Raw genomic sequence first — 26,346 nt, 5'->3', positions numbered from 1 at the left:
TTGGGTTCCGACTGCGAAATCGGCTTAGCCCCCGAGCATCTCTCTCGGGTCAAAATTGATAATCACCTCCTGCCACGCATCATATTTCGCAATTGGCAGGCTGTATGGCTGGCAGCGCATCACAGCACGGACCGCACTGCTTGCTGCTGCGCGGAAGGCCGGATTTGCATTGGAATTCATGACTTCCGGACCATTGGACACTTCGCCGTTCTGCGACAGGTTGAAACGAACCCGCACATTCAGGTCTTCCGCACCCACTGCCCCAACAGGAGGGCTCCAACACATGGCAACTTGGGAGCGTAACGCATCCAACTCCGATTGGGTCATGCGGATGTTCGGCGCGCCTTGCCGTGTTCCCAGCGATGCAGGCGTATCAGGTTGTCCCCCGGCCTGACCGGCTGGCTCCACCTTGTTGAGAAGGGCCGCTACGTCGTTGACGATAGATTCATCCCGCGGCTCCTGTCGCTGCGGCCGTGGCGGTGCCGGTTTTGTCCTTGGTGCAACGCTTGTCAGAATCGGCTGTACAGCCGGTGCGGCTTCCTCCTGAGGTACAGGCTCCGGTTCAGGAGCCGGCTCTGGCTCAGCAGCTGGTACCGGTTCGGGCGCAGGTGCAGGTTCCGGGGCATCTTCAGGCTCGGCGACTGGTTCCGGTTCAGGCGGCGTCGGAGTTGGCGCTGGCGCCGGCGTGGGAGGCGAGGGCTGCTGAACTTGACTGTCACCAGGTTTGTCGGCCGGTTGCGGGGTCTCTTCAGCCGGTGTATCGCTCGGCTGCAGCGCCGCAACGTCCCGGACTTCAGCCGTTTTCTCACCTAAGCGAAGCTGCGTAAATTCCTCGATTGGAACGAGATCCACCGGCAGCGTTTCGACTTGAGGAACGGAAAAACTCTTTGCGTCCGGAAAGGCTATCAAGCCCCAGACCAAAAAAACCGAGTGACCGGTCAAAGACGCAATGAGACCTGCGCGCATTCTGCGTTACGAGTCCCGTTCTTCCAGAGTGACAAGGCCGAGCCGTTTAAAGCCAGCCGCGTTGATCCGGCCCATGAGTTTCATCATGGTGCCGTAATCAGCATCCTGATCTCCACGCACGTAGATGCGTTCTTCGTACCCATTGGCCGCAATCGCCTCCAATTTGGGAACGACCTCATCAATGAGGATCGGAGTATCCTGAATAAAAATTTCGCCTGCCGAATTGATGGAAATCGTTATCGGCTCGGTGTCCCCTTCAAGGGCCTTCGCACGTGTCTCCGGCAGGTCAATCGGCACACCGACCGTCAACAAAGGTGCTGCGACCATGAAAATGATGAGCAGCACCAGCATCACATCGACGAAGGGTGTGACGTTGATCTCACTTATCGGAAGACTGCGCCGCCGGCGCCGTCCCCGGCGGCCGCCACCTGCTTGTCCACCACCGGCCTGCATGCCCATGGATCAGGCCCTCTCGTCGATCTGCCGCGACAAGATCGCGGAGAACTCGTCAGCAAAGCCTTCCATACGAGCAACCGCCCGGCCGACATCCGAGGAGAATTTGTTGTATGCGATAACCGCAGGAATGGCGGCCAGAAGACCCAGAGCCGTCGCAAACAGAGCTTCCGCGATACCAGGAGCCACGACCGCAAGGTTCGTGCTCTCAGACGCCGCGATCGCCTGGAATGCAGTCATGATGCCCCAAACGGTTCCAAACAGTCCGATGAACGGAGCAGATGACCCAACGGTCGCCAGGATCAGCAACCGGTTTTCCAGCCGCTCCTGCTCGCGCTGGATCGTAACATCCATAACGCGGTCGATCCGTTGCTGAAGACTTCCAATCGCCGGGCGCGCGCCCTCATGACTGCGCTTCCATTCCCGCATGGCCGCAACAAACAGCGCCGCCATGGAATGGTTCACGCGATTGTGCAGCGTTCCATAAAGCTCTTCCAAGGACTGACCGGACCAGAACACGGTTTCGAACCGGTTCATTTGCCGTTTTGTCTTTCCGAATATCATGATCTTGTCGACAATGATTGCCCAGCACCAAACCGATGCAGCAAGCAGTCCCAACATTACGATCTGTACGACAATGTGCGCTTGCCAGAACAAGCCATAGAAAGAAAGGTCGCCCTTAGGCGCCGCCAATGTCGTTTCGACTAGTGTTTCCATAAACCCGATGACCTCTCGGCCGAATGATGCGTGTTGCATTCAGAGTACCGGCGCCCCGATTGCACCGATCACGGGGGAATTCGCCCCTATTCGCCGACCGCTTCTCTGACGTTTGATTTTGTCAAAACTGGGACTTATTACGCGCAATTGCGCGCTTTTCTAAAAGAATCAATTAAGGTTACTGCAAGATTAACGCGACCCGGTCGCGCCGCTTATTTTTGCCGCTGGCGCGCTCAATTATGCGTCAGCGTTTGCCCGCAAACAGCGAAGTCAGTCTTGCTCAGAAGGCTTGTGTTTTAGCAGCTTCTCCGAAAGGGCTGACGGAAGACGAGTCGGCCGACCTTCAGATGAAATGACAGCAACGGTCACTGCCGCCGAGACAAGCAGTTCATCACCTCTGTAAATGAGTTGATCAAGCTTGATCCTGGCGCCTTTGTACTCAGCCAGAGACGTCTGCACTTCCAGGACATCATCGATCTTCGCAGGTTTCTGGAAATCCAAGGTCATTGTGCGCACGGCAAAAGCCAGCGATGTGCCATCGTCCCCTTCTGCCAACTCACTGTGGTGAATACCGATCAGTCTCAAAAAGTCGGATCGGGCCCGCTCAAAGAAACGGACATAGGCACCGTGGTAGACGATCCCTGTGAAATCGGTGTCCTCATAATAGACGCGCACGGGCAGAACGTGACCGCTTTGGTCCAAGCGGCCTGCGAGATCCGGCCAATCACTCACGATAGTGTCTCCACAAATCCAAAAAGGGCTTCCCGATCAAGAGACCGAAAAGCCCATAACTCAATTGATCTAGGAAGACGGTCAGGCCGCTGCAACCTCGTTGAGGAATTTTTCGACAGATCCTCTCAAGCGATCCGCCTGTTGTTTCATCTCGATCGTCGCAGACAACATGTCATCAACCGCGCGAGAATTCTCGGTCACACCGTCGTTGAGAGACGCAACCGTGGTAGCAACAGAACGGGTCCCGTCGGCAGCTTCGGCAACGTTTCTGGAGATTTCGTTCGTCGCAGCGCCCTGTTGCTGAACCGCATCCTGGATGGTGGATGTGTACTCATTGACTTCACCAACGGACTCCGAAACACGCGCGATTTCCGCGACCGCCTCTGTGGTGGACGCCTGAATGGCTGCAATCTGCGTTGAAATCTCTTCGGTCGCCTTGGCCGTTTGCCCCGCAAGCGACTTCACTTCAGAAGCAACAACAGCAAACCCGCGGCCCGCCTCACCAGCGCGTGCGGCCTCAATCGTCGCATTGAGTGCCAGCAGATTGGTCTGTTCGGCAATCTCGGAGATCAGGGAGACAACGTCACCAATCCGGTTGGCAGCTTCAGCCAACCCAGAAATTTTACCATTAGATACCTGCGCAGCAGTGGTTGTTTGAGCCACGATACCAGCCGTGGTTTCGACCTGGCGGGAGATTTCTGAAATCGAAGCATTGAGCTCTTCTGTTGCAGAGGCAACGGCCTGCACATTTGCAGACGCGTTTTCGGACGACACCACAGCGGTTTGTCCTTCGTCTGCTGCAGCTCCAGATCGCTCGCGCAATTCTGCTGTGACGGCCTCAACCCGGCCGATATTGGCCTCCACCAACTCCAGAACGCCTTGGGCTTCTGCGCGGAAACCATTGATCAACGCATCGATATGTTTCTCGCGCTTTTCGCGAGCAATGTGGCCAACTTTCCGTTCAGCAGCCAACCTCTCCCGCTCCACCGAGTTGTCTTTGAAGACTTCAATACAGCGCGCCATCTCGCCGATCTCATCCGAGCGTTCGGTCGCATGCACAGGGACTTCAAGATCACCGTCTGCAATTTGCCGCGCTGCCGCAGATAGTCCTTGGAGCGGGGCAAACATCCGGCCTGTCACCCACCAGATGACACCAACGATTGGGACCAGGCACAAGAACCCGGAGATGACCGCGCCATAGGTAATCCGGTCGGCAGCAGCAGACAGCTTGGTCTGGAGAACAGCATCCACAATCCCGTAAGGCATATTTGCGAATGAGGCGTCAGCTTCCGCATACCGATAGTCGTTTCCATCCAAAACAAGTGTTTCATTTCCCGCATAGACCGTTTGCTTGTCGTGGACAACTTCAGCAGCCCCTGCCGCGTCCAGACCGACCAACTGCCCGGCAGTGTCAATCAGGAATACCTTTTCGCCATCTTCAAGTTCACCAGATCCGCTGACCAGGTTTGCGAAGTTTGCCATGTTCACAGAGAAGGCCGCGGCACCAAAAAAACGGTCGAGATAGAAAACCGGTGTAGCGATGATCATGGAGACTTTGCCGTCTTCGCCGGTCATGAACCCTGATGTAAAGATCTGACCCGCTTCGATCGTCTCATTCGCCACCGCATCGAACAGTGGGCTGAATGCGATTTGCACAGGGTGCCCGGAGATCTCAGCATCGCCGATGTGAAACGCGAACTCATCGCCTTTGGCATAAGTATAGGTAATTACACCATCCGGAGTTGCCAGCGCCACATCCGAGAACACGCCCTGGCTGACCAGATCCTGGAAGATCGGGTGCACCACTTTGTGGTTGTTCGTGTACTGGTTCCCTTCCGCGGGCTCAATCAGCAAGTGCCGCTCGTCCGGAGAATGCGGGTTGTTGGTGACGTAGATCCCGCGCAGGATCGCGTTCTGGCCTTCTTTGAGGTTCTTCCAGCCAACCAGCGTTTTCATCAGGCTGTTCTTGGCATCTTCGAGCGATGCAAAAAATTTGGCGCTGTCAGCTGCCTGACCCAAAGCGAGTTCGGCGACTTTCAATTTCGCCTTTGTTCCGCTTTGCAAAGCGGCATCCGCCTGACCATTTGCCACATCACGCGAGAGCGTCGATGTAACTGTGACAATCGCGATGCACATTGTGAGTGCACCGGCCAAGAACATAACAGCAAGTTTAGTTGAAAGCCGCTTACGCATAGGTCCCCCCAGAATTCGAGCGAACCCTAGGAAAGAATTGGAAATTATTGGTTAACTAGTAAAAATCCCTACCGTTAAAACTGCAGACATCTTTAGAAGCATTTGCTCCAGTGTAAATGTCTGCCGAAACCTCGAGGAACGCTCGGTTTAAGGGTCACTGATCCGGATCAAGGAACAGTCCCATTTGCGGCCCATCTGGACGGGATGGGGCGGCAAGGCCAAGATGCGAGAATGCGGTCGGCGTCAATATGCGTCCACGCGGTGTCCGCTGCAGAAATCCATTTTGAATGAGATATGGTTCCACGATTTCTTCAATGGCATCGCGCGGCTCCGACAAGGCGGCTGCAATCGTCTCAATTCCTACCGGGCCACCGCCGAAGTTGACGGCGATCTGATTGAGATAGCGCCGATCCAGGCTATCAAGCCCAGCGCCATCCACCTCCAGCTGCCGCAAGGCTTTATCTGCCAAGGCCCGGTCGACCTTCTCGGCACCTTCAAAAACAGCGAAATCCCGAACCCGGCGCAGCAGGCGTCCCGCAATCCGGGGCGTTCCGCGGGACCGTTTTGCAATCTCATGCGCGCCGTCTTCCGCCATGCCGATCCCAAGGATAGACGCACCGCGTTTGACGATGTGCTCCAGTTCCGGAACCGTATAAAACTCCAGCCGAACCGGAATACCAAACCGGTCGCGCAGAGGCGTTGTGAGAAGACCCAGACGCGTGGTTGCTGCAACCAGTGTGAATTTCGCAAGATCAATCTTCACTGACCGGGCAGCAGGCCCCTCGCCGATGATCAGATCCAGCTGATAGTCTTCCATTGCAGGATAAAGGACTTCTTCAACAGCCGGATTGAGCCTGTGGATCTCGTCAATGAAAAGAACGTCGCGCTCTTCCAAATTTGTGAGAAGAGCGGCGAGGTCACCCGCTTTCGCAATGACCGGGCCGGAAGTCGCCCGGAAGTTCACGCCAAGTTCGCGCGCCATGATCTGGGCAAGGGTTGTTTTGCCGAGCCCGGGAGGCCCGACGAACAAGACGTGGTCCAACGCTTCCCCACGCGCCTTGGCCGCACCAATGAAGACCTTCAGATTCGCACGGGCTTGCGCCTGACCGACGAAGTCATCAAGCGCTTGCGGGCGCATTGTGCTGTCGATCTCATCGCCCCGGATTTCCGGAGATACGATGCGCTGGTCATCCGACATGGCTGACCACCACGAACAACAAGACGAGTAGGAACAGAGAGTAGGCGACTCGGATGGCATAGAATTTCCGGAACTGTTTCCGGACAAAAGGATCATCTGTCTCGATCCGGCGCCCCTTGATCGCGAACGGCCGATCACCAACCGTCACAGAAAACCGGTGGTCCAGATACATGATCCCGCCGATACCGAGCACGACGAAAGAAATTGCTATAACGGCATAGGTAAAAACAATCATCCCGCGAGCTCCTTCAGCCCAAGACGTATCAAGGTTTCCGTTGTCGCATCTTCGCCCGCAGACTGCATCGCCTTGGCAACAGCGGCACTCGCTTGAGGTTGCCCATAGCCAAGATTGGTCAAGGCAGATACGGCCTCTGCAACCGGCCGGGCCGCGACATTGTCCGCCACCGTCTGAGACACAGAAATCGTGTCCTGATCAATGCTCGCAAGGCCAGGTGCCTTGTCTTTCAACTCGCTCAGGATCCGTTCTGCAACCCGTTTACCCACACCTGGCGCACGTGAGATTGTAGCCTTGTCGCCCAGCGCGATGGCATTGGCAACTTCACTCGCTTTCAAGATCCCGAGTATTCCCAGCGCAACCTTCGCGCCGACACCTTGCACCGTCATCAGGATGCGGAACCATTCCCGTTCGGCTTCCGCCCCAAATCCATAAAGTCGGATCATGTCTTCACGCACAATCGTCTCGATAAACAGGACGGCGGCTTCCCCTGCACGTGGCAGTCCTTGAAGGATCCGCGACGGGCAATGCACCTGATAGCCAACGCCATGAACATCAAGGATCACGTGATCCTCTCCATAGCTGTCGATTGTTCCCTTCAGTTTCCCGATCATGCAGCCCCCAAGGCTTTGAGTTGCGCAGCTGTGCTCGCCCGGTGCTGGGCATGACAGATGGCAATCGCAAGTGCATCTGCTGCGTCATCTGAATTGAAGGTCGCCCGTGGCATCAAGACCTTAACCATGGCCCGGATCTGTTCTTTTTCCGCGTGCCCGGTCCCGACCACGGTTTTCTTCACCAGATTCGGAGCATATTCCGCGACCGATAGCCCGGCCAGCGAAGGAACAAGAAGCGCCACGCCGCGCGCTTGACCGAGCTTCAGAGTTGCCCCTGCATCCTTGTTGACAAAGGTGTGCTCGACGGCGGCCTCTGCCGGATTGTGCTGACGCACAACAGCGGTCAACCCGTCATGCAACTCGACCAGGCGCTCTGCTAGGCTCTTCTTGTTGTCGGAAGTCACCGTCCCTGAGGCAATGAAGGAGAGCCGGTTTCCGGCCGCCTCGATCATGCCCCACCCGGTCCGCCGGAGGCCGGGGTCAATGCCCAGCAATCGAATCGCATGTGTCATGGAACAAATCGGTAACAAAACTTGCCCATTGACGCCAGCTAAAGCGCTGCTTACGAACATTTCCCACAGCGCCTTTCCGCAAATTGCGAGATTGCATGTTCGACATTCTGGCGTCTTTTTCCCCGCAGTTGCTGATTTTTCTGGCGGTGATCCTATTTGTTGCCGGGTATATCCGAGGATTTGCAGGATTTGGCGCAGGAATGATTTTCATGCCGGTTGCCGCAAGTGTGATGCTCCCTTCAACGGCGGCCGCCACGTTTCTCTTAATCGACAGCATCGTCTCCTTACCTCTGGTCCGCCGGGCGATCCATTTGTGTGACTGGTCGACGGTGCTTCCTGCAATGATTGGATCTGTCCTATTTGTCCATGCCGGAGCGTGGCTTCTGGCGACTATGGATGTATTGACCTTGCGTTGGATAATAAGTGCTGTCGTCGCAGGCACTCTGGCGCTCGTGGTGTCCGGTTGGCGCTATCAGAAACACCCAACACCTCAGGTTTCATTTGGCGTTGGAGCAGCGTCCGGAGTTCTGGGCGGTGTCTCACAGGTCTCTGCACCGCCGGTTGCTGCTTTCTGGCTTTCCGGCAGGAACGACACACCTGTCATCCGCGCCAACCTCATTATGTTTTTCCCGCTGGCAAGCATCGGAACATTTGTCGCCTACATACTGAATGGATTTTTCACGGTTGAGGTCGCCCGGCTTCTGGTCATGGCCATACCGGTATACGCAATAGCGCTTTATCTCGGCTCCAAGGGCTTCACAGGTTCAAACCAGCGGACTTACCGGTGGATCGCAAACCTACTCATCGCCATAGCAGCCATTACCAGCCTGCCCCTGCTTGATCCCTTACTCCGATAGTTTCGCCTGCCATTTGGCAGACTTTTCTCGCATCAATCGTTCTAGCTCCGCCGAGAATTCTGCGGAAGTTTCGCACGTCTGGGCCAGTACACTTAAGGCAACCAGAGCTGCATCGGCGGCCTCCTCGCGCACATCGAGAAGGGTATGCGCCTTATAGCCACTTCCCGGGGCATCAGTCACAGACAGCACAGCTTCAGCCAACTCGCCAGTCTCCTCAGACAGTTTCAAGGTCCGCTCAAGCAGTGACTTCGGATCAGCTTGGGTGAGTTCGAAAATCTGAAACATTTCTTTGCGTTTTGGCGTGTATGATCAAAAAGAAAAACCCCGGGGGAGCCCGGGGTTTAAGAAACAGTGTTCCGGCTAATTAGGAAGCCAGTTGCGCCATGGTTTCTTCATCGACATCGAAGTTGGTGTAGACGTTCTGGACGTCATCATCGTCTTCCAGCATGTCGATCAGTTTCATCAGCGTTTGGGCTTTGTCAGCATCGACTGGTGTCAGGTTCTGAGGCTTCCAGATGATTTTTGTGGAGTCTGCTTCGCCAAGCGCCTCTTCCAATGCCTTTGCGACATCGTTCAGATCTTCAAATGCTGTGTAAATCGTGTGTCCGTTTTCATCGGATTGAACGTCGTCGGCACCAGCTTCGATGGCCGCTTCAAGGACAGCATCTGCTTCACCGGCCTCTGGCTTGTAGATGATCTCGCCAACGCGGTCGAACATGAAAGACACGGAGCCAGTTTCCCCGAGAGACCCTCCACACTTGGTGAAGTAGGAGCGAATATTCGACGCAGACCGGTTGCGGTTATCCGTCAAGGCTTCAACAACGACAGCAACACCGGCCGGACCGTAGCCCTCGTAGCGGATTTCGTCATAACTTTCCGCATCGCCAGCTTGCGACTTGTTAATCGCGCGCTGAATGTTGTCTTTCGGCATGGACTGAGCTTTGGCGTTGTTAACCGCCAGGCGCAAGCGCGGGTTGGAGTCCGGATCAGGGTCTCCCATCTTCGCTGCGACAGTAATTTCCTTGGACAGTTTGGAGAACATCTTGGAACGAACGGCGTCCTGACGTCCCTTGCGGTGCATGATGTTCTTGAATTTTGAATGGCCTGCCATGGCTCTTCTCGGCTCTCAGTCGGATTTGCTTTTTACGAAAACTGCGCCGCTTATAGGCAAGTTGGCGCGGAAAATCCAGTTCCTGAAAATTTGGAACTAGCTTGCGGCCCAGAAAGGCGGCAGGACCGGCTCAAGACGCCCGCCAATTCTGACCGGCGCAATCGCTTGGGCCAGTCCGGTCCGGTCATCTGTTTCGATCGCCACACCGCAGATGGTCGCGGCACCTGTCGCCGGCGTGAATCTGGAGCCAGGGATCTTGCGCTGAAAGCGATTGACCGGCTCTTCCTTGTCCATGCCCAGAACACTGTCATAAGCACCGCACATCCCGGCATCCGACATGTAGGCCGTGCCGTTTTCCAAAATCTGATGGTCCGCGGTCGGAACATGCGTGTGGGTGCCAACCACCAGACTCACACGGCCGTCCAGAAAGTGGCCCATAGCCTGTTTTTCGCTGGTGGCTTCTGCATGAACATCAATGATGATGGCATCTGCGACATCTCCAAGCGGGCAATCGTTGACGACCTTGTCGATCGCCGCAAACGGATCATCAAGAGCATCCATGTAGACACGCCCCATGACGTTGGCGACCATGACCTGCGCCCCGTTCCGCGCCGTAAAGAGATGCGCTCCGCGGCCAGGCGTGCCGCTCGGATAGTTGACCGGACGTAGCAACCGGTCCTGACGCTCGATGTAAACCAGTGTATCCCGCTGGTCCCAGACATGGTTGCCGGTTGTCACCACATCTGCACCGGCATCAAGCACGTCTTGAAGGATCGCTTCGGTGATGCCGAAACCGGATGCTGAGTTTTCACCGTTTACGATAACAAAATCGAGTTGCTGTTCTTCTACCAGGTTAGGCAGTTTTTCAATCACTGCCGTTCGACCGACACGGCCCACCAAATCCCCCAGAAAAAGAATACGCATTAATCCTCGCAGAACACCAACTTCGCCAACGGGCCATCAATTAGCAGAACGATCGGTAGCCGTCTTCCGTTAATATCCCGGCGAGGGGTTTGTCGTGTCTTTCTGCCGGAACAAGCCCCACCTCCTGCAAGGAAAAGGCAAGGCCAATACAAAGAAGCGGTCCTGATTTCTCAAGAGCAGAAATCGTGGTGTCATAATGGCCTTTGCCGTACCCGATCCGATTGCCCTGCCGGTCAAACCCCGCAAGAGGCATCAACAGAACATCCGGCCGCAGCTCCTCTGCATCTGGACCGGGTGCCATTGTGCCAAAACCGGCATCTTCCATTGCACATCCCCGGTCCAGCTTCCGGAATATCAAATGAGGCTCTGCGACAACTGGCAAACACAGGGTATGGCCGTTTTGACGAAGACGGTCGAGCAGCGGACGCGGATCGATCTCGTCCCGGATCGGCCAAAAGCCTGCGACGATTGCCCCCTCTGGGATCGGGAGATCAGAAACGTGATCGGCAAGAGCCAAGCTTTTCTCGATCCGCAGAACCTCGGGCATGGCCTTGCGGCGCGCCAGAGCTTCCTTGCGGAGCAGGTGTTTTTCGTCTGCGAGTGAGAGATCTGTCGTCATGGGCGCTCACAATAATCTGTTTTTACCGGCCCGGCTTGAACGAGACTTGTTCAAGCTGCGCAGCCACCCGACCGTTGGATGTGCAATCCCGGAGAACCTACAAAGTAGGTGGGCGCCGTATGCAACGGACCACGGCCCAAAGCAGGGACAGCTCCCTAAGGAATGCGTAAGGCCCCGGGGATAAGTGTCCTGACAAATCGGGCAGCCACGACTACCGCATATAGAGGCAAGCTTGCGCAATTACCAGTGCGGCACCGTGTTGATCACAAACGAAGTCTTGGGCAGGGCGGATTTGGTCGCTCAGTCATTGGCCGTTCGCAGGCTCTTCGTAAGTCCGTCGGCAAGGCTTTCGATGCGCGCCGCAGCGGTATTTACGGCTCTCGAAAGATCCTGTTCATTCTGGCTCATATTATTGAGGGCAGCCACTTGCTGATCTTTGGCTGCCGCCAACTCCTGCTCAAGCCGTGTGACTTTACGTTCCAGTTCCGACAACTGATCAGTTGCCATGATGCCGGCCATCACAGTCAGTCGCTGATCACCGATCTCACCAAAGGCCGATTTGAGCTCGCCAATCCAGCCATCGAACCGCGCAGCCAACCCTTCGAGGCGCTGCTCTTCGCCATCATCACACGCCATCCGAAAGGACTTGCCATTGATGGTTACGCTAATCTGAGCCAAACCGCATCAGCCTCCGTGGGTGTCCAAAACGCTGCGGATCGTTTCCATGGCCGTTACCAACCGGCGGGAAACATCTTTGTTGGCTTCTTCAAGCCGGGACGCACGCGCTTCACTTTCGTCCAAAGAGGCAGCCAACTGGGACCTGTCTTCCCCCATACGCTGCAGGTCGTCCTGAAGGGAATTGAGAGAACGGTCTGCATCCAAACGGCGCTGAACGGCAGTCTCCAACTGGCCGAGGGCGGATTCAAGGCGCTTTACGGCATCGGACAGGCTCGTCTTTTCCATGACATCGACATCCGCCATATAAAGCGTCACCTCAATCCCTCTTGGAGCGGTTTTTGCCGCTTTGTGTTATGCCTTACCCTCAGCGTAGCTTTTCGCATAAAAAAAGCAGCGTCCGCAAACAACCAGCGGGTTTCGCGCTTTCCCTGGCAACCTGATAAATCAAAAAAGGTAAATCCGGCTCCGGCAGCTGAGATTAGGTGCACCATATTCTTCCCGTCAATGGCACCATTGTTAGTTTCCTCAATTCGATAACCCCCAAATGCGGAATTTATTCCCTCTTTCGCTATTCAGGGCTTTATTGACTCGCTGACCGTTCCTGATATTTGTCTGGCGCCTGATCGGAACTGACAACAGTTGCCTTTAAAGAAACAACGCACCTTACAACTCCACGCCAGACGGTCCACGCTGGCGGCAGGGGCTCCAACGCAAGCGACGGGACACAGATGAGCGATCTTGAAAAACACCAGCGCATGGCGAATGCAATCCGCTTTCTTGCCATTGATGCCGTGGAACAGGCCAAATCCGGACACCCCGGATTGCCAATGGGCGCGGCCGATATCGCCACTGTCCTTTTTACAGAATTTCTGAAGTTTGACCCGACCGCGCCGAACTGGGCTGACCGCGACCGGTTTGTTCTGTCGGCGGGTCACGGATCCATGCTGCTTTACAGCCTGCTGTATCTGCTCGGCTATGAAGACTTCCCGCTGGAAGAATTGAAAAACTTCCGTCAGCTGGGCGCAAAGACCGCTGGTCACCCGGAGTTCGGTCATGGTGCGGGTATCGAGACGACCACAGGCCCACTGGGTCAGGGGCTTGGCAACGCTGTCGGTATGGCGATCGCGGAGCGGTTACAAGAAGAGCGTTTCGGCAAGGATCTCGTCAATCACTATACCTACGTTCTGGCCGGCGACGGTTGCTTGATGGAAGGCATCAGTCAGGAGGCCCTGTCGCTCGCAGGTCACCTAAAACTGAACAAACTGATCGTAATCTGGGACGACAACGGCATCTCGATCGACGGCGCTGTCAGCATCACGGACTCCACGGATCAGGTTGCCCGTTTTGCTGCTTCTGGATGGAATACGCTGAATGTCGACGGGCACGACCCTGATGGCATCGCGGCTGCAATCCGGCAGGCACAGGCCAGCGACAAACCAACACTGATCGCAGCGAAAACAACCATCGGCTTCGGCGCCCCGACAAAGGCCGGTACGGCCAAGGTACACGGCGCTCCCCTCGGTGCTGAGGAAATCGCAGGTACCCGCGAAACACTGAACTGGCCGCATGAGCCGTTTGAGGTTCCAAGCGATATTCTGGACGCCTGGCGAATTGCCGGCCTTCGTTCAGCCCACGCTCACAAGGATTGGCAGAAACGCTTCAACGATGCGGACACCGAAACCCGCGCCGAATTTGAACGCCGCAATCGCGGTGATCTTCCGGCAGGATTTGAGCAGGCGGTCCTAGACTACAAGAAGAAGCTTGCTGAAGAACAGCCGACAATGGCAACGCGCAAAGCGTCCGAGGCTGTTCTTGGAGTCATCAACGGCGTTATCCCGGAAACAATCGGTGGTTCTGCCGATCTGACCGGGTCCAACAACACCAAAACGGCCCAGACTAACCCGGTCACCCCGGAGGACTTCTCAGGCCGATACATCCACTACGGCATTCGCGAACACGGCATGGCAGCCGCGATGAACGGCATGGCCCTGCATGGCGGCCTGATCCCCTATTCCGGCGGGTTCCTGATTTTCTCCGACTACTGCCGTCCGTCGATCCGCCTTGCAGCCCTGATGAACCAGCGCGTCATTCACGTCATGACGCACGATTCCATCGGTCTGGGTGAAGACGGCCCGACCCACCAGCCTGTTGAACACTTCGCAGCGCTTCGGGCGATCCCGAACCTAACGTTCTTCCGTCCGGCTGATATCACCGAGACACTGGAATGCTGGCAATTGTCGCTGGAAAACAAGGATGGACCTTCCGTTCTTGCCCTGACACGCCAAAACCTGCGGTCCCAGCGCAAGACTTTCGAAGAGAAGAACCTGAGCGCAAATGGCGCGTATGTTCTGATCGAAAGCGAAGATGACGCTGCGGTCACGATCTTTGCTTCAGGCTCTGAAGTCGAAATCGCCGTCGACGCCCACAAGGAACTGGTGGACGCAGGCATCGCGGCTCGCGTCGTTTCCGTACCGAGCTTTGAGCTCTTCGAAGCACAATCTGCAGACTACAAAGAGGCCGTCATCGGCTCCAGCCCGGTCAAGATCGCCGTCGAAGCCGGCATCCGCATGGGATGGGACCGGTTTATCGGCAATGACGGTCTGTTCATTGGCATGACCGGGTTTGGTGCCAGCGCGCCTTACAAGGAACTTTACGAGCACTTCGGCATCACGAAGGATTCCGTCGTTGCGGCGGCCAAGGAAAAGCTCAACGTTTAATGTAATGTGTCCCGGCAGTGTGCGGCGCCTCTGCACACTGCCGGGACTTTTTTGGTAATTATTTTGCCTTTTAAATCGATTAGATATAGTAACCTATTGATAGGCGCAGGGCCTAAGCTGGCCCCAAATGCGGGAGAAAACTATGGTAACCAAGGTAGCAATCAACGGCTTTGGCCGCATCGGCCGCAACGTTCTGCGTGCCATTGTCGAATCTGGCCGCACCGACATTGAGGTCGTCGGCATTAACGACCTCGGCCCGGTTGAGACAAACGCGCACCTGCTGCGCTACGATTCTGTCCACGGCAAATTTCCTGCAACGGTCACAGTTGACGGTGACACGATCTCGATCGATGACGGCAAGCCGATCAAGGTAACTGCGATCCGCGACCCAAAAGACCTGCCTTGGGGTGAACTGGGTGTCGACGTTGCCATGGAGTGCACCGGGATCTTCAATTCGAAGGATAGAGCGTCTGCGCACCTCGATGCTGGCGCAAAACGCGTCCTCGTATCTGCCCCTGCGGCTGGCGCCGACAAGACAATCGTGTACGGCGTCAACCATGACACGCTGACGGCTGATGACCTTGTCGTTTCCAACGCATCCTGCACCACCAACTGTCTGGCACCGGTCGCCAAGGTCCTACACGATTCCGTCGGCATCGAAAAAGGCATGATGACGACCATTCACTCCTACACCGGTGACCAGCCGACATTGGATACGATGCATAAGGATCTTTACCGCGCCCGCGCTGCAGCCATGTCCATGATCCCGACATCAACCGGTGCAGCGAAAGCTGTCGGTCTCGTCTTGCCAGAACTGAACGGTAAGCTGGACGGCTTCGCAATGCGCGTTCCAACCCCAAATGTTTCTGTGGTTGACCTCAAGTTCATCGCCAAACGCGACACTACTGTTGAAGAAATCAATGCTGCAGTCAAAGCGGCAGCGGGCGGAGCACTCAAAGGCGTGCTCGGCTACACTGAAGACAAGAACGTCTCCGTCGATTTCAACCACGACCCGCACTCGTCGATCTTCCATATGGATCAGACCAAGGTCATGGACGGGACAATGGTGTCGGTGCTGTCCTGGTACGACAATGAATGGGGCTTCTCCAACCGGATGGCGGACACGGCGATTGCCATGGCAAAACTGATCTAATACATGGTCTGGATGGACAGCCATCTGTTATGACATATAGGCGGATGCAGGTCTCCTGCATCCGCTTTTTGTTTGCCCGAAAACATCCAACCCGGGGGCACGCTTGCTCGAGCTTTTCACAGTAATTTCACTGACGATTGTTGTCGCCATCGTTCCAGGTCCTGACTTCGCCGTTGTCCTTCGCAACGCGCTCATCGGCGGCCGTTTGGCCGGTATTATGACCGCACTTGGCATCGGCCTCGCCCTGGGCGTTCACGTTACCTACGCCCTCGCCGGAATTGGCCTGATCGTCTCGCAATCCATTTTTCTCTTCAACGCGCTCAAGTTGATCGGCGCGGCCTATCTGGTGTTTCTGGGCGTCACCATGTACCGGACAGCTTCAAGGGAAATGCCGGCCGACAGTGCGCTCGCCGGTATGCCGCCGCTCAAGGCTCTGCGCTGGGGTTTCTTCACCAACGTGACCAATCCGAAGGCGACGATGTTTGCTCTCAGCGTCTTTCTGCAGGTCACCTCTCCGGAAACAGCACTTTGGACCAAGGTCAGCTATGGCGTGATCATGGCAAGCGGCGTATTCCTTTGGTTCGTGCTCGTCACTTTCTTCTTCACGCTGCCGCCAGTGCGCCAGCAATTCATCCGCGCAAAACTCTGGATGGAACGGTCCTTCGGCGTTCTCTTGACCCTTTTCGGGATCGGCATCGCTGTTACAACCAGTTCAACCCGCCCCTGACAACTAGGTGGATCTTATGACTTTCAAGACACTCGACGACATCACCGATCTTACCGGCAAACGCGTTCTTGTTCGCGTTGACCTCAATGTTCCGATGGACAATTACAAGGTCACCGACACAACCCGTATCGAACGGGTTCTGCCGACAATCAAAGAACTCTCCGAAAAAGGCGCCAAGGTCATTCTGCTCGCGCATTTTGGCCGACCAAAAGGTGAAAAGGTCAAGGAAATGTCCCTTGCGCCGGTAACACGAGCCGTTTCTGACTTGCTTGGCAAGACCGTTGGCTTCGCGGAAGACTGCATCGGCCCCTCCGCGGCCGGCGCGGTTGCGGTCATGCAAAACGGCCAGGTTCTTTTGATGGAAAACACACGTTTCCACAAAGGCGAAGAAAAGAACGATCCGGAGTTTGCAAAAGCGCTCGCCGCCAATGGCGACATCTATGTGAATGATGCGTTTTCCGCTGCTCACCGGGCGCATGGTTCGACGGAAGGCATCGCCCAGCTGCTTCCGGCATATGCAGGCCGCACGATGCAGGCAGAGCTAGTAGCACTCGGCTCCGCGCTTGGTGAACCCGTCCGCCCTGTTCTGGCTGTTGTAGGCGGCGCTAAGGTGTCGTCCAAAATCGACCTTCTGGAGAACCTCGTTGCCAAAGTGGACATTCTGGTGATTGGCGGTGGCATGGCCAACACTTTCCTGGCCGCCAAAGGCGTAAATGTCGGCAAGTCGCTGTGCGAACATGACCTCGCGGACACGGCAAAGACGATTATGGCTGCTGCGGAGACCGCTGGCTGCGAAATCGTGCTGCCGATTGATGCCGTTGTCGCCAAGGAGTTCAAGGCAGGCGCGGACAACGAAACTGTGTCGGTAGACGCTATACCAGCGGATGGTATGATCCTGGATGTCGGCGCGGCGTCCGTTGAGGTGGTGAAGTCGAAAATCGACGCTGCCAAGACCCTCGTCTGGAATGGCCCCCTCGGTGCCTTTGAAATCGCCCCGTTTGATACTGCGACTGTGGCGGCTGCCAAACACGCTGCCGAGAACACCAAATCCGGCAAATTGAACTCTGTTGCCGGTGGCGGTGACACGGTGGCAGCCCTCAATCATGCAGGAGCTGCAAGCGATTTCTCTTATGTATCGACCGCAGGCGGCGCGTTCCTTGAGTGGCTTGAAGGCAAGGAACTGCCGGGCGTCAAGGCTTTGGAGAGCTGATCTACAACGCTTCGGGAGATTGAAATGCAACGCGCTTTCACAAACATCCTGACAGAAGAGGTCGCGGTCACCGCGGCCTTTTATCAGAAGCTCTTTGGTTACACGGCGAAGTTCTCTTCTGACTGGTTTGTAAACCTGGAGGCCCCTGATCAAACGGGTTTGGAGCTCGGCATCCTTCTCGCAAGCCATGAGATTGTGCCCGAGGCCGCTCGGCATCAACCCGCAGGCATCATCTTGACGTTTGTCGTTGATGATTGCGATGCGGTTCACAAAAGAGCATTGGAGTTGGGTGCAAACATCATCGAAGCGCCGCGCGACATGCAATATGGACAACGCCGGATGATCTTGAGCGATCCATCAGGAACAATGATTGATGTGAGCTCACTGATCCCGGCTGGCAGCTGAGTTCACAAAAACCACCTCAATTAATTCACAGGTCAAATTAATCACAACCGGGTAGAAACCGGCATCACCTTGAAATTAAATTGATTTAAGAAACCTCTCGCCCCTTTTCCTCTGCCGGATTCTTGATAGAACCACCGGAGATTGACGCACCGCAACACCCGGATCGTAAAACAACCCCAAAGTGGAAGCTGCGATACCGGCTCTTGGGAGACATAAATGGCCCGCATTACACTCCGCCAGCTGCTTGATCACGCTGCCGAAAACGATTACGGCGTGCCGGCATTCAACATCAACAACATGGAACAGGCGCTGGCCATCATGTCCGCCGCTGACGAGACCGATTCTCCGGTGATCATTCAGGCCTCCCGCGGTGCCCGGGCCTACGCACATGATGTTATGCTGAAGCACATGATGGACGCGGTTGTCGAAATCTACCCGCACATCCCAGTTTGCGTTCACCTGGACCACGGCAATGCGGCTCAAACCTGCATGACGGCCATTCAGGCCGGCTTTACATCCGTCATGATGGACGGCTCTCTGGAAGCAGACGGCAAAACTCCTGCGTCGTGGGATTACAACGTCGGCGTCACAAAAACCGTGACCGACATGGCGCATCTCGGCGGCATCTCAGTCGAAGGTGAATTGGGTGTCCTTGGCTCCCTTGAAACCGGCATGGGCGACAAGGAAGACGGTCACGGCGCGGAAGGCAAGCTAACAGAAGATCAGCTCCTGACCGATCCGGATGAAGCGGTAAAATTCGTCAAGGAAACTAAGGTGGACGTGCTGGCAATTGCCATGGGCACGAGCCACGGCGCCTACAAATTCACCCGCAAGCCAGATGGTGATATCCTCGCCATGCATGTGATCGAAGAGATCCACCGTCGCCTGCCGGACACACATCTTGTGATGCACGGGTCATCGTCCGTGCCTCAGGATCTGCAGGACATCATCAACCAGTACGGCGGAGAAATGCCGCAAACCTGGGGTGTGCCGGTTGAAGAAATCCTGCGTGGGATCAAAAACGGCGTGCGCAAGGTCAACATCGATACCGACAACCGCATGGCAATGACGGGCCAGATCCGCAAGATCTTGCAGGAAAACCATGGCGAATTCGATCCGCGCAAATATCTGAAGCCGGCACGTGAGGCTATGCAAAAGCTCTGTGTGGCCCGTCTGGAAGCGTTCAACACCGCAGGCCAAGCATCCAAGATCAAGAAAATCGTTACGCTGTCCGACATGGCAGCCCGCTACGAGAACGGCAGCCTGGATCCGAAGATCGCCTAAGAACTGGCAGCATCTGGCAAGCTGGTCAGATCAAAATCTTGAAAGAGGGACCTTGCGTCCCTCTTTCGCCGTCTTTAGGGACAAGAAACAGTGGCAATGAGTTGCCAGATTTAAAGATACATCAGGACAGACATTCGTGAACCGACCCCGCCTTTTCCTTGTGACACCGCCTGCATTTGATACGGTAAAGGTCGCAGATCAGCTCAAACAGGCTTTCACGGGCGGTGATATTGCGTGTGTGATGATCTACATGCCGGATGCATCAACAAAGGACATTCAAGCGGCAGCAGAAGTCCTTGTTCCGATCATTCAGGAAGGCGGCGCAGCCGCATTGGTCTACGGCGACACGCAGGCAGCTGGCCGCTCCGGCGCCGACGGTGTCCATGTCGACAAGTCCCTTGAGGATGTGAAACTCGCCGTGGAGAGCTTCCAGCCAGACCGCGTCGTCGGGACAGGCGGAACCAAAACGAAACATGATGCCATGGAATGGGCAGAGACCGGCGTCGACTACCTGTTCTTCGGCAAGCTGGATCTGACGGAAAAAGAAACTGCCCACGACAAGACCCTGTCAGGTGCCAATTGGTGGGCGGAACTTTTCGAGACACCCTGTGTCGCCCTAGCAGGCAACACACTTGAAACACTTGCCGAGGTGGCAGCCACTGGCGCCGATTTCGTTGCCCTGAAGGATGCTGTCTGGCATTCTGAAGACATCGCCAAGACAATTTCAGATGCCAACACGGTGCTTGAAGCGCATCCGTTCCCGGAGGTTGACTGACAGCCGTATGAGAGGTCTCAAACCGGCCATGGTTATACTGATCACCACACCCGTGGTTCGGCAAACTGCAGCGGCAGCATTCGTGTCTGCAGCTTTGATTGGATTGCCCTTAGCCGCATCCGGACAAACGGAAACACCGGCGGCTAATATCTCGGCAGTTGAAGCTCCAGGCACTGCGAAACTTCCTGCACTTGTCGATGTCACGACGCGGGACAAAACCATTGCCAGCCTGATCGATTCCGGCCCCCCGTCTCTGGCCGACGGGGAAACCGCTTCCTCGGACACAGCATACAGCGCCTTCCAGCGCGGCTGGCATTTGACCGCTTTGGCCTTGGCAACGCCGCTAGCGGAGAACGGCGACCGATCCGCGCAAGCGTTGTTGGGTGTTCTCCATGAGGCAGGGCTTGGCATCAAACAGGACAAGGCAAAAGCTGCGGACTGGTATGGTCTTGCAGCGGCACAAGGCGACAATGGGTCTGCACTTCAGCTCGCGCAACTATACCTGCTCGGCGATGCCATACCGCAGGACAAGGCCAAGGCAGCCGAACTCTTCGAACAAGCTGCCGAAGCGGACAACCCTTCCGCGCTCTATAATCTTGCGATCCTTTACAAGGAGGGCGAGGGGCGGCCTTACAACGAGGAAAAGGCACGGGAACTTCTCGAAGAAGCTGCTCAACTGAACGATCCTGAAGCGCAATACACACTCGCCTTGGCATATCTTGAATCCGGTGACGGCCTCAATGATCCTGGCAAAGGTGCCTTCTGGATGGGGCGCGCCGCCCGCAGAGGTCATACCTTTGCGCAAGTCTACTACGGCATTCTCCGGTTTCAGGGTCGCGGCGTAGATCCCGACGAAAGCGAAGCTGCAGATTGGTTTGAACGCGCAGCAACTGCTGGAAACCCTGTCGCTATGAACCGGCTTGCCCGGATCTATGCGTATGGCCGCGGGCGCGAGCATGACAATGCTGCGGCTGCCGGATGGCATCTTATTGCCCGGACACTTGGAGTTTCCGACCCGACACTGGACGGCATATTCGGAACGCTGGACGACGAGACACTTGCTGCCGCAAGAAAGCTGGCTGAGCAGTATTCCGCGACCTTGATGGCACCATCGGACGAATCGTACCTGAACTCTCCGTAATCCTGGCAATTGCCCGACTGTTTGTAGCCGGAGCTCGCTTTTTTCCTTGAAAGAAGCGAGCATTTATGGTGGACAGGCGCAATCCATTGTTGGCGCGGTCTGTTGAACTGATTTTTGCGCCGTACAAGATCCAGACAAATCAAAAATCGGTCGTTCCATGAAAATCAACGGTAACGAAATCAAGCCGGGCAACGTGCTTCAGCATCAGGAAACCCTGTGGGCCGTCGTCAAGGTTCAACACGTAAAGCCTGGCAAGGGCGGTGCGTTTGCGCAGGTCGAAATGAAAAACCTGCTCGACGGCCGCAAGCTCAATGAGCGCTTCCGGTCTGAAGATAAAGTCGAGCGCGTCCGTCTTGAGCAGAAGGACTTCCAGTACCTTTACACGCAAGACGACATGCTGATCTTCATGGACACAGAGACCTACGAACAGCTGGAATTGCAAACAGAGTTTGTTGGCGATCGTGCCGCCTTCCTGCAGGACGGCATGATGGTGACCGTGGAACTTCATGAAGAGCGCCCGATCGGTATCACTCTGCCGCAACACGTCACGCTGGAAATCAGCGAAGCCGATGCGGTCGTGAAAGGCCAGACCCAGTCTTCATCCTACAAGCCGGCGCTCATGGAAAATGGCGTTCGCGTGATGGTGCCGCCGTTCATCACCGCTGGCGAAAAAATTATCGTCGACACCGGTACGCTGGAATACGTGAAGCGCGCAGACTGACGCCTCAACCAGCTGAACATCTGGCGCAGCGGATCTGCCGTTGCGCCCAACAACAAGTGAAACAACATGGCCCGCACAGCAATCCTCAACGTCATGGTTCAAGCCGCGACCAAAGCCGGTCGCAGCCTCGTCCGTGACTTCGGTGAAGTTGAAAACCTGCAGGTATCCCGAAAAGGTCCTGGAGATTTTGTCTCGGCTGCCGACCGGAAAGCTGAGGAAATCGTGCGGTCCGAGCTGACCAAGGCCCGTCCGACTTTTGGCCTCGTTATGGAAGAAAGCGGTGAAGTTGAGGGAACGGACGGTCAGCATCGCTGGCACATTGACCCTCTCGACGGCACGACCAACTTTCTGCATGGCATTCCGATTTTCGCTACATCCATTGCGCTCGAGCGGAACGGCGAGATCGTTGCCGGTGTGATCTACAATCCGGTCATGGACGAGCTGTACACCGCCGAACGTGGCCGCGGCGCTTTTCTCAACGACCGCAGACTTCGTGTTGCGGGACGGACAGAGCTGCCGGAGATGGTGTTCGGGACCGGCCTGCCATTCATCGGACGCGGTGATCATGGCCGCACGTTGCGCGAGCTGCGCCACATCATGCCGGAAGTCGCTGGCATTCGCCGGGCTGGCGCCGCAGCGCTCGATCTGGCCTGGACAGCATCCGGCCGGCTCGACGGCTATTGGGAGCGCGACCTTAATTCCTGGGACATTGCAGCAGGCCTTTTGATGGTCCGCGAAGCGGGCGGCTTCGTCAGCGATCTGGACGGCAAATCCAAGATGCTGGAGACGGGCGATGTTGTGGTCGGCAATGAGGATGCCCACAAGCACCTCCTGCGCTTGCTTAAGAAAGCAGCGGCCCCGCAACAAGCATAACACCCCACATTCACCCGCAAATGTCATTTACCGGCAGCCTCATCAGGCCTGCTGGTTTTTGTGCTTTCCAAATATAATTGGGGTTCCCGGGCCGATTCACGGTTTTCAAGAGGTTAAAAATCACGCTATCAATCAATGACCTCTGCAGAACGGTGATTGACAGCAAACATGGCACGTGAATTTGACCCCTACAGCTTGTCGAGCCCGAGGGCCTATCTGACGTTCATGATCATCTTTCTGGTGATCGTCGCTTTCATTGCCTTCATCCTGTTTCCCCAAGTCTCAACAGCTTTCATGAGCAACCCGGGCCTCAACGGCCTAATTGTGTTTGTTGGTGCCTTTGGAGTTCTCCTCCTATTTGGCCGTGTCATTCGTTTGTTTCCGGAAATTGCATGGGTCAACAGCTTCCGTATCGGAGATCCTGCGCTCGACACCCGGTCTCCCGTTCTGCTCGCACCAATGGCTGCCCTCCTCGGCAACAAATCCGGCGACATGGCGCTGACCCCGACGATTGCTCGTTCCATTCTCGATTCCATTGGCATGCGCCTTGAAGAATCCCGGGAAATATCCCGTTACCTAACCGGGCTGCTGGTTTTTCTCGGGCTGCTCGGGACGTTTTGGGGCCTCTTGCAAACAGTGAGTTCGGTTGGCGCGACGATCCAGTCCTTGGATGTCGGCTCTGGCGATGCGAATGTCATCTTTGAGGACCTAAAAGCCGGCTTGGAAGCCCCATTGTCCGGCATGGGCACTGCGTTTTCATCATCCCTCTTCGGTCTGACAGGGTCTTTGATCCTCGGGTTTTTAGATCTGCAAGCAGGTCAGGCGCAAAACCGGTTCTACAACGAACTGGAAGACTGGCTATCAACCGTCACGGACATAGATCCGGAAGACGGTATGTTTGCCTCCGGAGATTCCCCGGGCGTCGAACAGATCCAGGCTTCGATCTCAGCCTTGCAAAAAAGCGTTGAAGAAGGCGGCAGTAAAACCGCCTCCCAGGCCATGGCAAACCTCGCTGAAGGTATTCAGGGACTGGTCAAACATGTGCGCTCCGAACAGCAGATGATGCGCGACTGGGCGGAATCACAAGGCGAACAGCAAAAGCGGATCGAGGGTCTACTTGCCTCGATCTCCGCCGCATTCGACCGGGCGAAGGAGTAATCGCGGATGGCTGGCAGCCTCAGGTCGCGCCGCCGCGCCCAACAGACCGACTACTGGCCCGGCTTCGTCGATGCGATGGCCACACTCCTGTTGGTTATTATCTTCCTGTTGTCGATCTTCATGATCGCGCAGTTTTTTCTCTCGCAGCAACTGTCCGGACGCGACACGGTTCTGAACCGGCTGAACGCTCAAATCAGTGAACTGACTGAGTTGCTTGCACTGGAAAGGGCCTCCTCTGGCGAACTGGAAGACACCATTCTTGGACTTCAGGCCAGCCTCAGCAGCGCTGAAGCTGAACAGTCTCGCCTGTTGGGCCTTTTGGAAAGCAGCTCGGGAGATGCCGAGGCAGCCGGCGGCAGAGCAGCACAACTTGAGAATCTCCTCGATGATGAGCGTCAGGTCAGCCAGGAGGCCTTGGCCCAGGTCGAACTGCTCAACCAGCAGATTGCGGCTCTTCGCCGCCAAATTGCAGCAGCCAATGCCGCGCTTGAGGCCTCTGAAGCCAAGGAAGCCGAAAGCCAGGCAAAGATCGCGAGCCTTGGCAGACGGCTGAACGCCGCTCTGGTACAGCGGGTTCAAGAGCTCTCGCGCTACAGGTCTGACTTCTTCGGACGACTGCGAGAAATCCTTTCCCAACGCTCCGACATTTCGGTAGTCGGCGACCGCTTTGTCTTCCAGTCGGAGGTGCTCTTTGATTCAGGCTCTGAGGACATCAACCCGGAAGGCCAGCAGGAACTGGACAAGCTTGCGGAGGCAATCCTCGAACTAAGCGGACAGATCCCGGATGAGATCAACTGGGTCTTGCGTGTGGATGGTCATACCGATGCCCGACCGCTTTCCGGCACTGGGCGCCTGCGCAACAACTGGGAACTGTCGGCAGCCCGTGCCATCTCGGTTGTCCGGTATCTCATTGAGAAGGGTGTCGACCCAAAACGGCTTGTAGCTGCGGGCTTTGGCGAGTTCCAACCTCTGGAAGAAGGTGAAACGCTGGATGCTTTGGCGAAAAACCGCCGGATCGAGCTGAAATTAACCGAGCGCTAAACCGCCGGACCCATCTCGATCTATGAAATCCGTTCTTTAAGGATAATTTCAGGAGGCAGTATTGCTCAAAGGTCGCTGCGATTGCGGAAAAGTCCGGTTTGAAGTCCCGGAGGTTAGAAAAACAGTCACGATCTGCCATTGCGGGCAATGCCGCCGCTCAAGTGGGCACAATTGGGCGTCGACCCACGCCCCTTTCAAGGAATTGCAGTTTACAACTGACGAAGGCCTGACTTGGTATGAGTCTTCTGATTTTGCCAAACGCGGCTTTTGCAAATTCTGCGGATCCAGCCTGTTTTACCGCATGAACACCGAAGAAGGCATCGGAATAGCTGCCGGTTGCCTGGAGAGCCCGACGGGGCTGGAGATTGGCAAACACATCTTTGTCAAAGACAAAGGTGACTACTATGACATCACCGACGATGCCCTACAGATCCAGAAATTTTAGCCGGCGCCTCCACCTCTACGAAGGTTAGGAAGAGAGACAGACTCCAGGCCGGATTGGTGCCCGCTATTGACATGTGAAACAAAAAACCACCGGATGACACGTCATCCGGTGGCTCCAGAACTGTTACTGTGACAGGCGTTTAGAGCTTAGTTGAGCTGTCGTCGTCTGTTTCGTCGTCGCCATCTGCGTCTTTCGGAGAGTTCAGATTGGCGAACACGGCGTCGACATCGATCTCTTCTTCTTCCTCGCGCTTCGGCGCGGTGTTCGGATCGAGCGAGAACGCTGCAGCAATTGCATCTTCGCTGGTGCTGTCATCAACCGACATCAGCGTTTCTGCTGGTTCGCCTGCCATCGGCTGCGGTGCATTCTTCGCAGCCTTTTCGACTTCAATGTCGAGCTCAAGCTGGCTGCAGAGACCGAGCGTTACCGGATCGGATGGTGTCAGGTTCGCCGAGTTCCAGTGGGTCCGGTCGCGAATGGCGGCAATCGTCGGCTTGGTGGTTCCAACGAGACGCATGATCTGCGCGTCTTTCAACTCCGGGTGATTGCGCACCAGCCAGAGGATTGCATTCGGGCGGTCCTGACGGCGCGAAACCGGCGTGTAGCGTGGGCCTTTGCGTTTGGTTTCCGGGACAACAACCTTTGAGCCTTGCAGCTTGAGTTGGTAGTTCGGATCGTTCTGAGCACGTTCGACTTCTTCACGCGTCAACTGGCCGGTCAGAACTGGATCCAAACCCTTGATGCCCTGGGCCGCTTCACCATCTGCAATGGCTTTCACTTCAAGCGGATGCAGCTTGCAGAATGTCGCGATCTGCGTGAAGCTCAGCGCAGTGTTGTCCACGAGCCAGACGGCAGTTGCTTTCGGCATAAGCGGCGTGTTCGCCATC

Annotated in this window: 30 protein-coding genes and 1 other RNA gene; 14 read left to right on the top strand and 17 right to left on the bottom strand. The window is 56.0% G+C overall.

What is annotated here, in order from left to right; all coding sequences use genetic code 11:
- Positions 1–24 precede the first annotated feature (24 nt).
- The 9 genes from ACQY4Z_RS15225 to ruvC form a co-directional block, all read right to left on the bottom strand.
- Positions 25–966 carry a cell envelope biogenesis protein TolA gene (locus ACQY4Z_RS15225; protein WP_428522584.1) on the bottom strand — a complete coding sequence of 314 codons (942 nt, stop codon included), beginning with the start codon at positions 964–966 and terminating at the stop codon, positions 25–27.
- Between the two features lie 6 nt (positions 967–972).
- Positions 973–1,425: an ExbD/TolR family protein gene (locus ACQY4Z_RS15220; protein WP_040451020.1), complete on the bottom strand. Its 453-nt coding sequence runs from the start codon at positions 1,423–1,425 to the stop codon at positions 973–975.
- A gap of 3 nt (positions 1,426–1,428) precedes the next feature.
- Positions 1,429–2,136 (bottom strand): protein TolQ, encoded by a 708-nt coding sequence (gene tolQ / locus ACQY4Z_RS15215; protein WP_133952038.1) that lies wholly within the window; start codon positions 2,134–2,136, stop codon positions 1,429–1,431.
- A gap of 270 nt (positions 2,137–2,406) precedes the next feature.
- Positions 2,407–2,868 carry a tol-pal system-associated acyl-CoA thioesterase gene (gene ybgC, locus ACQY4Z_RS15210; protein WP_428522582.1) on the bottom strand — a complete coding sequence of 154 codons (462 nt, stop codon included), beginning with the start codon at positions 2,866–2,868 and terminating at the stop codon, positions 2,407–2,409.
- A gap of 81 nt (positions 2,869–2,949) precedes the next feature.
- Positions 2,950–5,061 (bottom strand): methyl-accepting chemotaxis protein, encoded by a 2,112-nt coding sequence (locus ACQY4Z_RS15205; protein ID WP_306147787.1) that lies wholly within the window; start codon positions 5,059–5,061, stop codon positions 2,950–2,952.
- Positions 5,062–5,215: 154 nt separating this feature from the next.
- Positions 5,216–6,259, bottom strand: coding sequence for a Holliday junction branch migration DNA helicase RuvB (gene ruvB / locus ACQY4Z_RS15200; protein WP_428522580.1), 1,044 nt, complete (start codon positions 6,257–6,259; stop codon positions 5,216–5,218).
- Positions 6,249–6,494 (bottom strand): endonuclease, encoded by a 246-nt coding sequence (locus tag ACQY4Z_RS15195; RefSeq protein WP_428522578.1) that lies wholly within the window; start codon positions 6,492–6,494, stop codon positions 6,249–6,251. The genes ruvB and ACQY4Z_RS15195 overlap by 11 nt, the downstream gene beginning before the upstream one ends.
- On the bottom strand, positions 6,491–7,108 hold the full coding sequence (ruvA, locus tag ACQY4Z_RS15190; protein WP_409694348.1) for a Holliday junction branch migration protein RuvA: 618 nt from the start codon (positions 7,106–7,108) through the stop codon (positions 6,491–6,493). The genes ACQY4Z_RS15195 and ruvA overlap by 4 nt, the downstream gene beginning before the upstream one ends.
- Positions 7,105–7,620, bottom strand: coding sequence for a crossover junction endodeoxyribonuclease RuvC (gene ruvC / locus ACQY4Z_RS15185; RefSeq protein WP_133951439.1), 516 nt, complete (start codon positions 7,618–7,620; stop codon positions 7,105–7,107). The genes ruvA and ruvC overlap by 4 nt, the downstream gene beginning before the upstream one ends.
- Before the next feature lie 95 nt (positions 7,621–7,715).
- Here ruvC and ACQY4Z_RS15180 point away from each other — a divergent pair, with 95 nt between their 5' ends.
- Positions 7,716–8,477, top strand: coding sequence for a sulfite exporter TauE/SafE family protein (locus ACQY4Z_RS15180; protein ID WP_428522575.1), 762 nt, complete (start codon positions 7,716–7,718; stop codon positions 8,475–8,477).
- On the opposite strand, the gene ACQY4Z_RS15175 is transcribed toward ACQY4Z_RS15180, so the two are convergent.
- The 7 genes from ACQY4Z_RS15175 to ACQY4Z_RS15145 all read right to left on the bottom strand — a co-directional run bounded on the left by ACQY4Z_RS15175 (position 8,466) and on the right by ACQY4Z_RS15145 (position 12,094).
- Complete coding sequence (locus tag ACQY4Z_RS15175) at positions 8,466–8,762, bottom strand: MazG-like family protein (RefSeq protein ID WP_428522573.1); 297 nt, start codon at positions 8,760–8,762, stop codon at positions 8,466–8,468. The two genes, ACQY4Z_RS15180 and ACQY4Z_RS15175, sit on opposite strands and share 12 nt — an antisense overlap.
- Before the next feature lie 79 nt (positions 8,763–8,841).
- Complete coding sequence (locus ACQY4Z_RS15170; RefSeq protein WP_409694354.1) at positions 8,842–9,588, bottom strand: YebC/PmpR family DNA-binding transcriptional regulator; 747 nt, start codon at positions 9,586–9,588, stop codon at positions 8,842–8,844.
- A 96-nt stretch (positions 9,589–9,684) separates the two neighbouring features.
- Complete coding sequence (locus ACQY4Z_RS15165; RefSeq protein ID WP_428522571.1) at positions 9,685–10,512, bottom strand: TIGR00282 family metallophosphoesterase; 828 nt, start codon at positions 10,510–10,512, stop codon at positions 9,685–9,687.
- Positions 10,513–10,552: 40 nt separating this feature from the next.
- Positions 10,553–11,131: a 5-formyltetrahydrofolate cyclo-ligase gene (locus ACQY4Z_RS15160; protein WP_428522569.1), complete on the bottom strand. Its 579-nt coding sequence runs from the start codon at positions 11,129–11,131 to the stop codon at positions 10,553–10,555.
- A 56-nt stretch (positions 11,132–11,187) separates the two neighbouring features.
- Positions 11,188–11,342: non-coding RNA, 6S RNA (gene ssrS, locus ACQY4Z_RS15155), on the bottom strand.
- 89 nt (positions 11,343–11,431) lie between these two features.
- On the bottom strand, positions 11,432–11,809 hold the full coding sequence (locus tag ACQY4Z_RS15150) for a cell division protein ZapA (RefSeq protein WP_409694358.1): 378 nt from the start codon (positions 11,807–11,809) through the stop codon (positions 11,432–11,434).
- A gap of 6 nt (positions 11,810–11,815) precedes the next feature.
- On the bottom strand, positions 11,816–12,094 hold the full coding sequence (locus ACQY4Z_RS15145; RefSeq protein WP_209174937.1) for a DUF4164 domain-containing protein: 279 nt from the start codon (positions 12,092–12,094) through the stop codon (positions 11,816–11,818).
- Between the two features lie 443 nt (positions 12,095–12,537).
- Between ACQY4Z_RS15145 and tkt the strand changes: the two genes are divergently transcribed.
- The 13 genes from tkt (at position 12,538) to ACQY4Z_RS15080 (ending at position 25,459) form a co-directional block, all read left to right on the top strand.
- A complete protein-coding gene (gene tkt / locus ACQY4Z_RS15140; RefSeq protein ID WP_428522567.1) occupies positions 12,538–14,526 on the top strand; it encodes a transketolase in 1,989 nt (662 codons plus the stop codon).
- Positions 14,527–14,668: 142 nt separating this feature from the next.
- Positions 14,669–15,679, top strand: a complete 1,011-nt coding sequence (gap, locus tag ACQY4Z_RS15135) for a type I glyceraldehyde-3-phosphate dehydrogenase (RefSeq protein WP_428522565.1) — start codon at positions 14,669–14,671, stop codon at positions 15,677–15,679.
- A 103-nt stretch (positions 15,680–15,782) separates the two neighbouring features.
- Entirely contained in the window at positions 15,783–16,406 is a 624-nt protein-coding gene (locus ACQY4Z_RS15130; RefSeq protein ID WP_428522563.1) for a LysE family translocator, read from the top strand.
- 16 nt (positions 16,407–16,422) lie between these two features.
- Positions 16,423–17,616: a phosphoglycerate kinase gene (locus tag ACQY4Z_RS15125; protein WP_428522561.1), complete on the top strand. Its 1,194-nt coding sequence runs from the start codon at positions 16,423–16,425 to the stop codon at positions 17,614–17,616.
- 24 nt (positions 17,617–17,640) lie between these two features.
- Positions 17,641–18,021 carry a VOC family protein gene (locus ACQY4Z_RS15120; protein ID WP_428522559.1) on the top strand — a complete coding sequence of 127 codons (381 nt, stop codon included), beginning with the start codon at positions 17,641–17,643 and terminating at the stop codon, positions 18,019–18,021.
- A gap of 216 nt (positions 18,022–18,237) precedes the next feature.
- A complete protein-coding gene (fba, locus tag ACQY4Z_RS15115) occupies positions 18,238–19,305 on the top strand; it encodes a class II fructose-bisphosphate aldolase (protein ID WP_428522557.1) in 1,068 nt (355 codons plus the stop codon).
- Positions 19,306–19,441: 136 nt separating this feature from the next.
- Entirely contained in the window at positions 19,442–20,080 is a 639-nt protein-coding gene (locus tag ACQY4Z_RS15110; RefSeq protein WP_428522555.1) for a thiamine phosphate synthase, read from the top strand.
- A gap of 7 nt (positions 20,081–20,087) precedes the next feature.
- Positions 20,088–21,221 (top strand): tetratricopeptide repeat protein, encoded by a 1,134-nt coding sequence (locus tag ACQY4Z_RS15105; protein ID WP_428522553.1) that lies wholly within the window; start codon positions 20,088–20,090, stop codon positions 21,219–21,221.
- A 157-nt stretch (positions 21,222–21,378) separates the two neighbouring features.
- Positions 21,379–21,942: an elongation factor P gene (gene efp, locus ACQY4Z_RS15100; protein WP_008196321.1), complete on the top strand. Its 564-nt coding sequence runs from the start codon at positions 21,379–21,381 to the stop codon at positions 21,940–21,942.
- Between the two features lie 66 nt (positions 21,943–22,008).
- On the top strand, positions 22,009–22,815 hold the full coding sequence (locus tag ACQY4Z_RS15095; RefSeq protein WP_008191746.1) for an inositol monophosphatase family protein: 807 nt from the start codon (positions 22,009–22,011) through the stop codon (positions 22,813–22,815).
- 168 nt (positions 22,816–22,983) lie between these two features.
- On the top strand, positions 22,984–23,973 hold the full coding sequence (locus tag ACQY4Z_RS15090) for a flagellar motor protein MotA (RefSeq protein WP_040451027.1): 990 nt from the start codon (positions 22,984–22,986) through the stop codon (positions 23,971–23,973).
- 6 nt (positions 23,974–23,979) lie between these two features.
- The gene (locus ACQY4Z_RS15085) at positions 23,980–25,014 is read left to right on the top strand and encodes a peptidoglycan -binding protein (protein WP_428522550.1); all 1,035 of its coding nucleotides are present in this window, start codon (positions 23,980–23,982) and stop codon (positions 25,012–25,014) included.
- Positions 25,015–25,075: 61 nt separating this feature from the next.
- The gene (locus ACQY4Z_RS15080; RefSeq protein WP_428522548.1) at positions 25,076–25,459 is read left to right on the top strand and encodes a GFA family protein; all 384 of its coding nucleotides are present in this window, start codon (positions 25,076–25,078) and stop codon (positions 25,457–25,459) included.
- Between the two features lie 139 nt (positions 25,460–25,598).
- Here the strand turns inward: ACQY4Z_RS15080 and ACQY4Z_RS15075 are convergent, their stop codons facing one another.
- Positions 25,599–26,345 (bottom strand): DUF1013 domain-containing protein, encoded by a 747-nt coding sequence (locus tag ACQY4Z_RS15075; protein WP_420339723.1) that lies wholly within the window; start codon positions 26,343–26,345, stop codon positions 25,599–25,601.
- Between the last annotated feature and the right edge of the window lies 1 nt (position 26,346).

The sequence above is a fragment of the Roseibium sp. genome (genome assembly GCF_965276855.1).
In the GTDB taxonomy this organism is placed as follows: Bacteria; Pseudomonadota; Alphaproteobacteria; order Rhizobiales; family Stappiaceae; genus Roseibium.
The sequence above is the reverse complement of the archived record's forward strand: the minus strand, read 5'-3'. Positions and strand labels throughout refer to the sequence as shown.

Bases quoted from the DNA above. Each gene is read 5' to 3' on its own strand.
- ACQY4Z_RS15225 (WP_428522584.1), bottom strand. From the start codon at position 966: ATGCGCGCAGGTCTCATTGCGTCTTTGACCGGTCACTCGGTTTTTTTG.
- ACQY4Z_RS15220 (WP_040451020.1), bottom strand. From the start codon at position 1,425: ATGGGCATGCAGGCCGGTGGTGGACAAGCAGGTGGCGGCCGCCGGGGA.
- tolQ (WP_133952038.1), bottom strand. From the start codon at position 2,136: ATGGAAACACTAGTCGAAACGACATTGGCGGCGCCTAAGGGCGACCTT.
- ACQY4Z_RS15205 (WP_306147787.1), bottom strand. From the start codon at position 5,061: ATGCGTAAGCGGCTTTCAACTAAACTTGCTGTTATGTTCTTGGCCGGT.
- ruvB (WP_428522580.1), bottom strand. From the start codon at position 6,259: ATGTCGGATGACCAGCGCATCGTATCTCCGGAAATCCGGGGCGATGAG.
- ACQY4Z_RS15195 (WP_428522578.1), bottom strand. From the start codon at position 6,494: ATGATTGTTTTTACCTATGCCGTTATAGCAATTTCTTTCGTCGTGCTC.
- ruvA (WP_409694348.1), bottom strand. From the start codon at position 7,108: ATGATCGGGAAACTGAAGGGAACAATCGACAGCTATGGAGAGGATCAC.
- ruvC (WP_133951439.1), bottom strand. From the start codon at position 7,620: ATGACACATGCGATTCGATTGCTGGGCATTGACCCCGGCCTCCGGCGG.
- ACQY4Z_RS15180 (WP_428522575.1), top strand. From the start codon at position 7,716: ATGTTCGACATTCTGGCGTCTTTTTCCCCGCAGTTGCTGATTTTTCTG.
- ACQY4Z_RS15175 (WP_428522573.1), bottom strand. From the start codon at position 8,762: ATGTTTCAGATTTTCGAACTCACCCAAGCTGATCCGAAGTCACTGCTT.
- ACQY4Z_RS15170 (WP_409694354.1), bottom strand. From the start codon at position 9,588: ATGGCAGGCCATTCAAAATTCAAGAACATCATGCACCGCAAGGGACGT.
- ACQY4Z_RS15165 (WP_428522571.1), bottom strand. From the start codon at position 10,512: ATGCGTATTCTTTTTCTGGGGGATTTGGTGGGCCGTGTCGGTCGAACG.
- ACQY4Z_RS15160 (WP_428522569.1), bottom strand. From the start codon at position 11,131: ATGACGACAGATCTCTCACTCGCAGACGAAAAACACCTGCTCCGCAAG.
- ACQY4Z_RS15145 (WP_209174937.1), bottom strand. From the start codon at position 12,094: ATGGAAAAGACGAGCCTGTCCGATGCCGTAAAGCGCCTTGAATCCGCC.
- tkt (WP_428522567.1), top strand. From the start codon at position 12,538: ATGAGCGATCTTGAAAAACACCAGCGCATGGCGAATGCAATCCGCTTT.
- gap (WP_428522565.1), top strand. From the start codon at position 14,669: ATGGTAACCAAGGTAGCAATCAACGGCTTTGGCCGCATCGGCCGCAAC.
- ACQY4Z_RS15125 (WP_428522561.1), top strand. From the start codon at position 16,423: ATGACTTTCAAGACACTCGACGACATCACCGATCTTACCGGCAAACGC.
- ACQY4Z_RS15120 (WP_428522559.1), top strand. From the start codon at position 17,641: ATGCAACGCGCTTTCACAAACATCCTGACAGAAGAGGTCGCGGTCACC.
- fba (WP_428522557.1), top strand. From the start codon at position 18,238: ATGGCCCGCATTACACTCCGCCAGCTGCTTGATCACGCTGCCGAAAAC.
- ACQY4Z_RS15105 (WP_428522553.1), top strand. From the start codon at position 20,088: ATGAGAGGTCTCAAACCGGCCATGGTTATACTGATCACCACACCCGTG.
- efp (WP_008196321.1), top strand. From the start codon at position 21,379: ATGAAAATCAACGGTAACGAAATCAAGCCGGGCAACGTGCTTCAGCAT.
- ACQY4Z_RS15095 (WP_008191746.1), top strand. From the start codon at position 22,009: ATGGCCCGCACAGCAATCCTCAACGTCATGGTTCAAGCCGCGACCAAA.
- ACQY4Z_RS15090 (WP_040451027.1), top strand. From the start codon at position 22,984: ATGGCACGTGAATTTGACCCCTACAGCTTGTCGAGCCCGAGGGCCTAT.
- ACQY4Z_RS15085 (WP_428522550.1), top strand. From the start codon at position 23,980: ATGGCTGGCAGCCTCAGGTCGCGCCGCCGCGCCCAACAGACCGACTAC.
- ACQY4Z_RS15075 (WP_420339723.1), bottom strand. From the start codon at position 26,345: ATGGCGAACACGCCGCTTATGCCGAAAGCAACTGCCGTCTGGCTCGTG.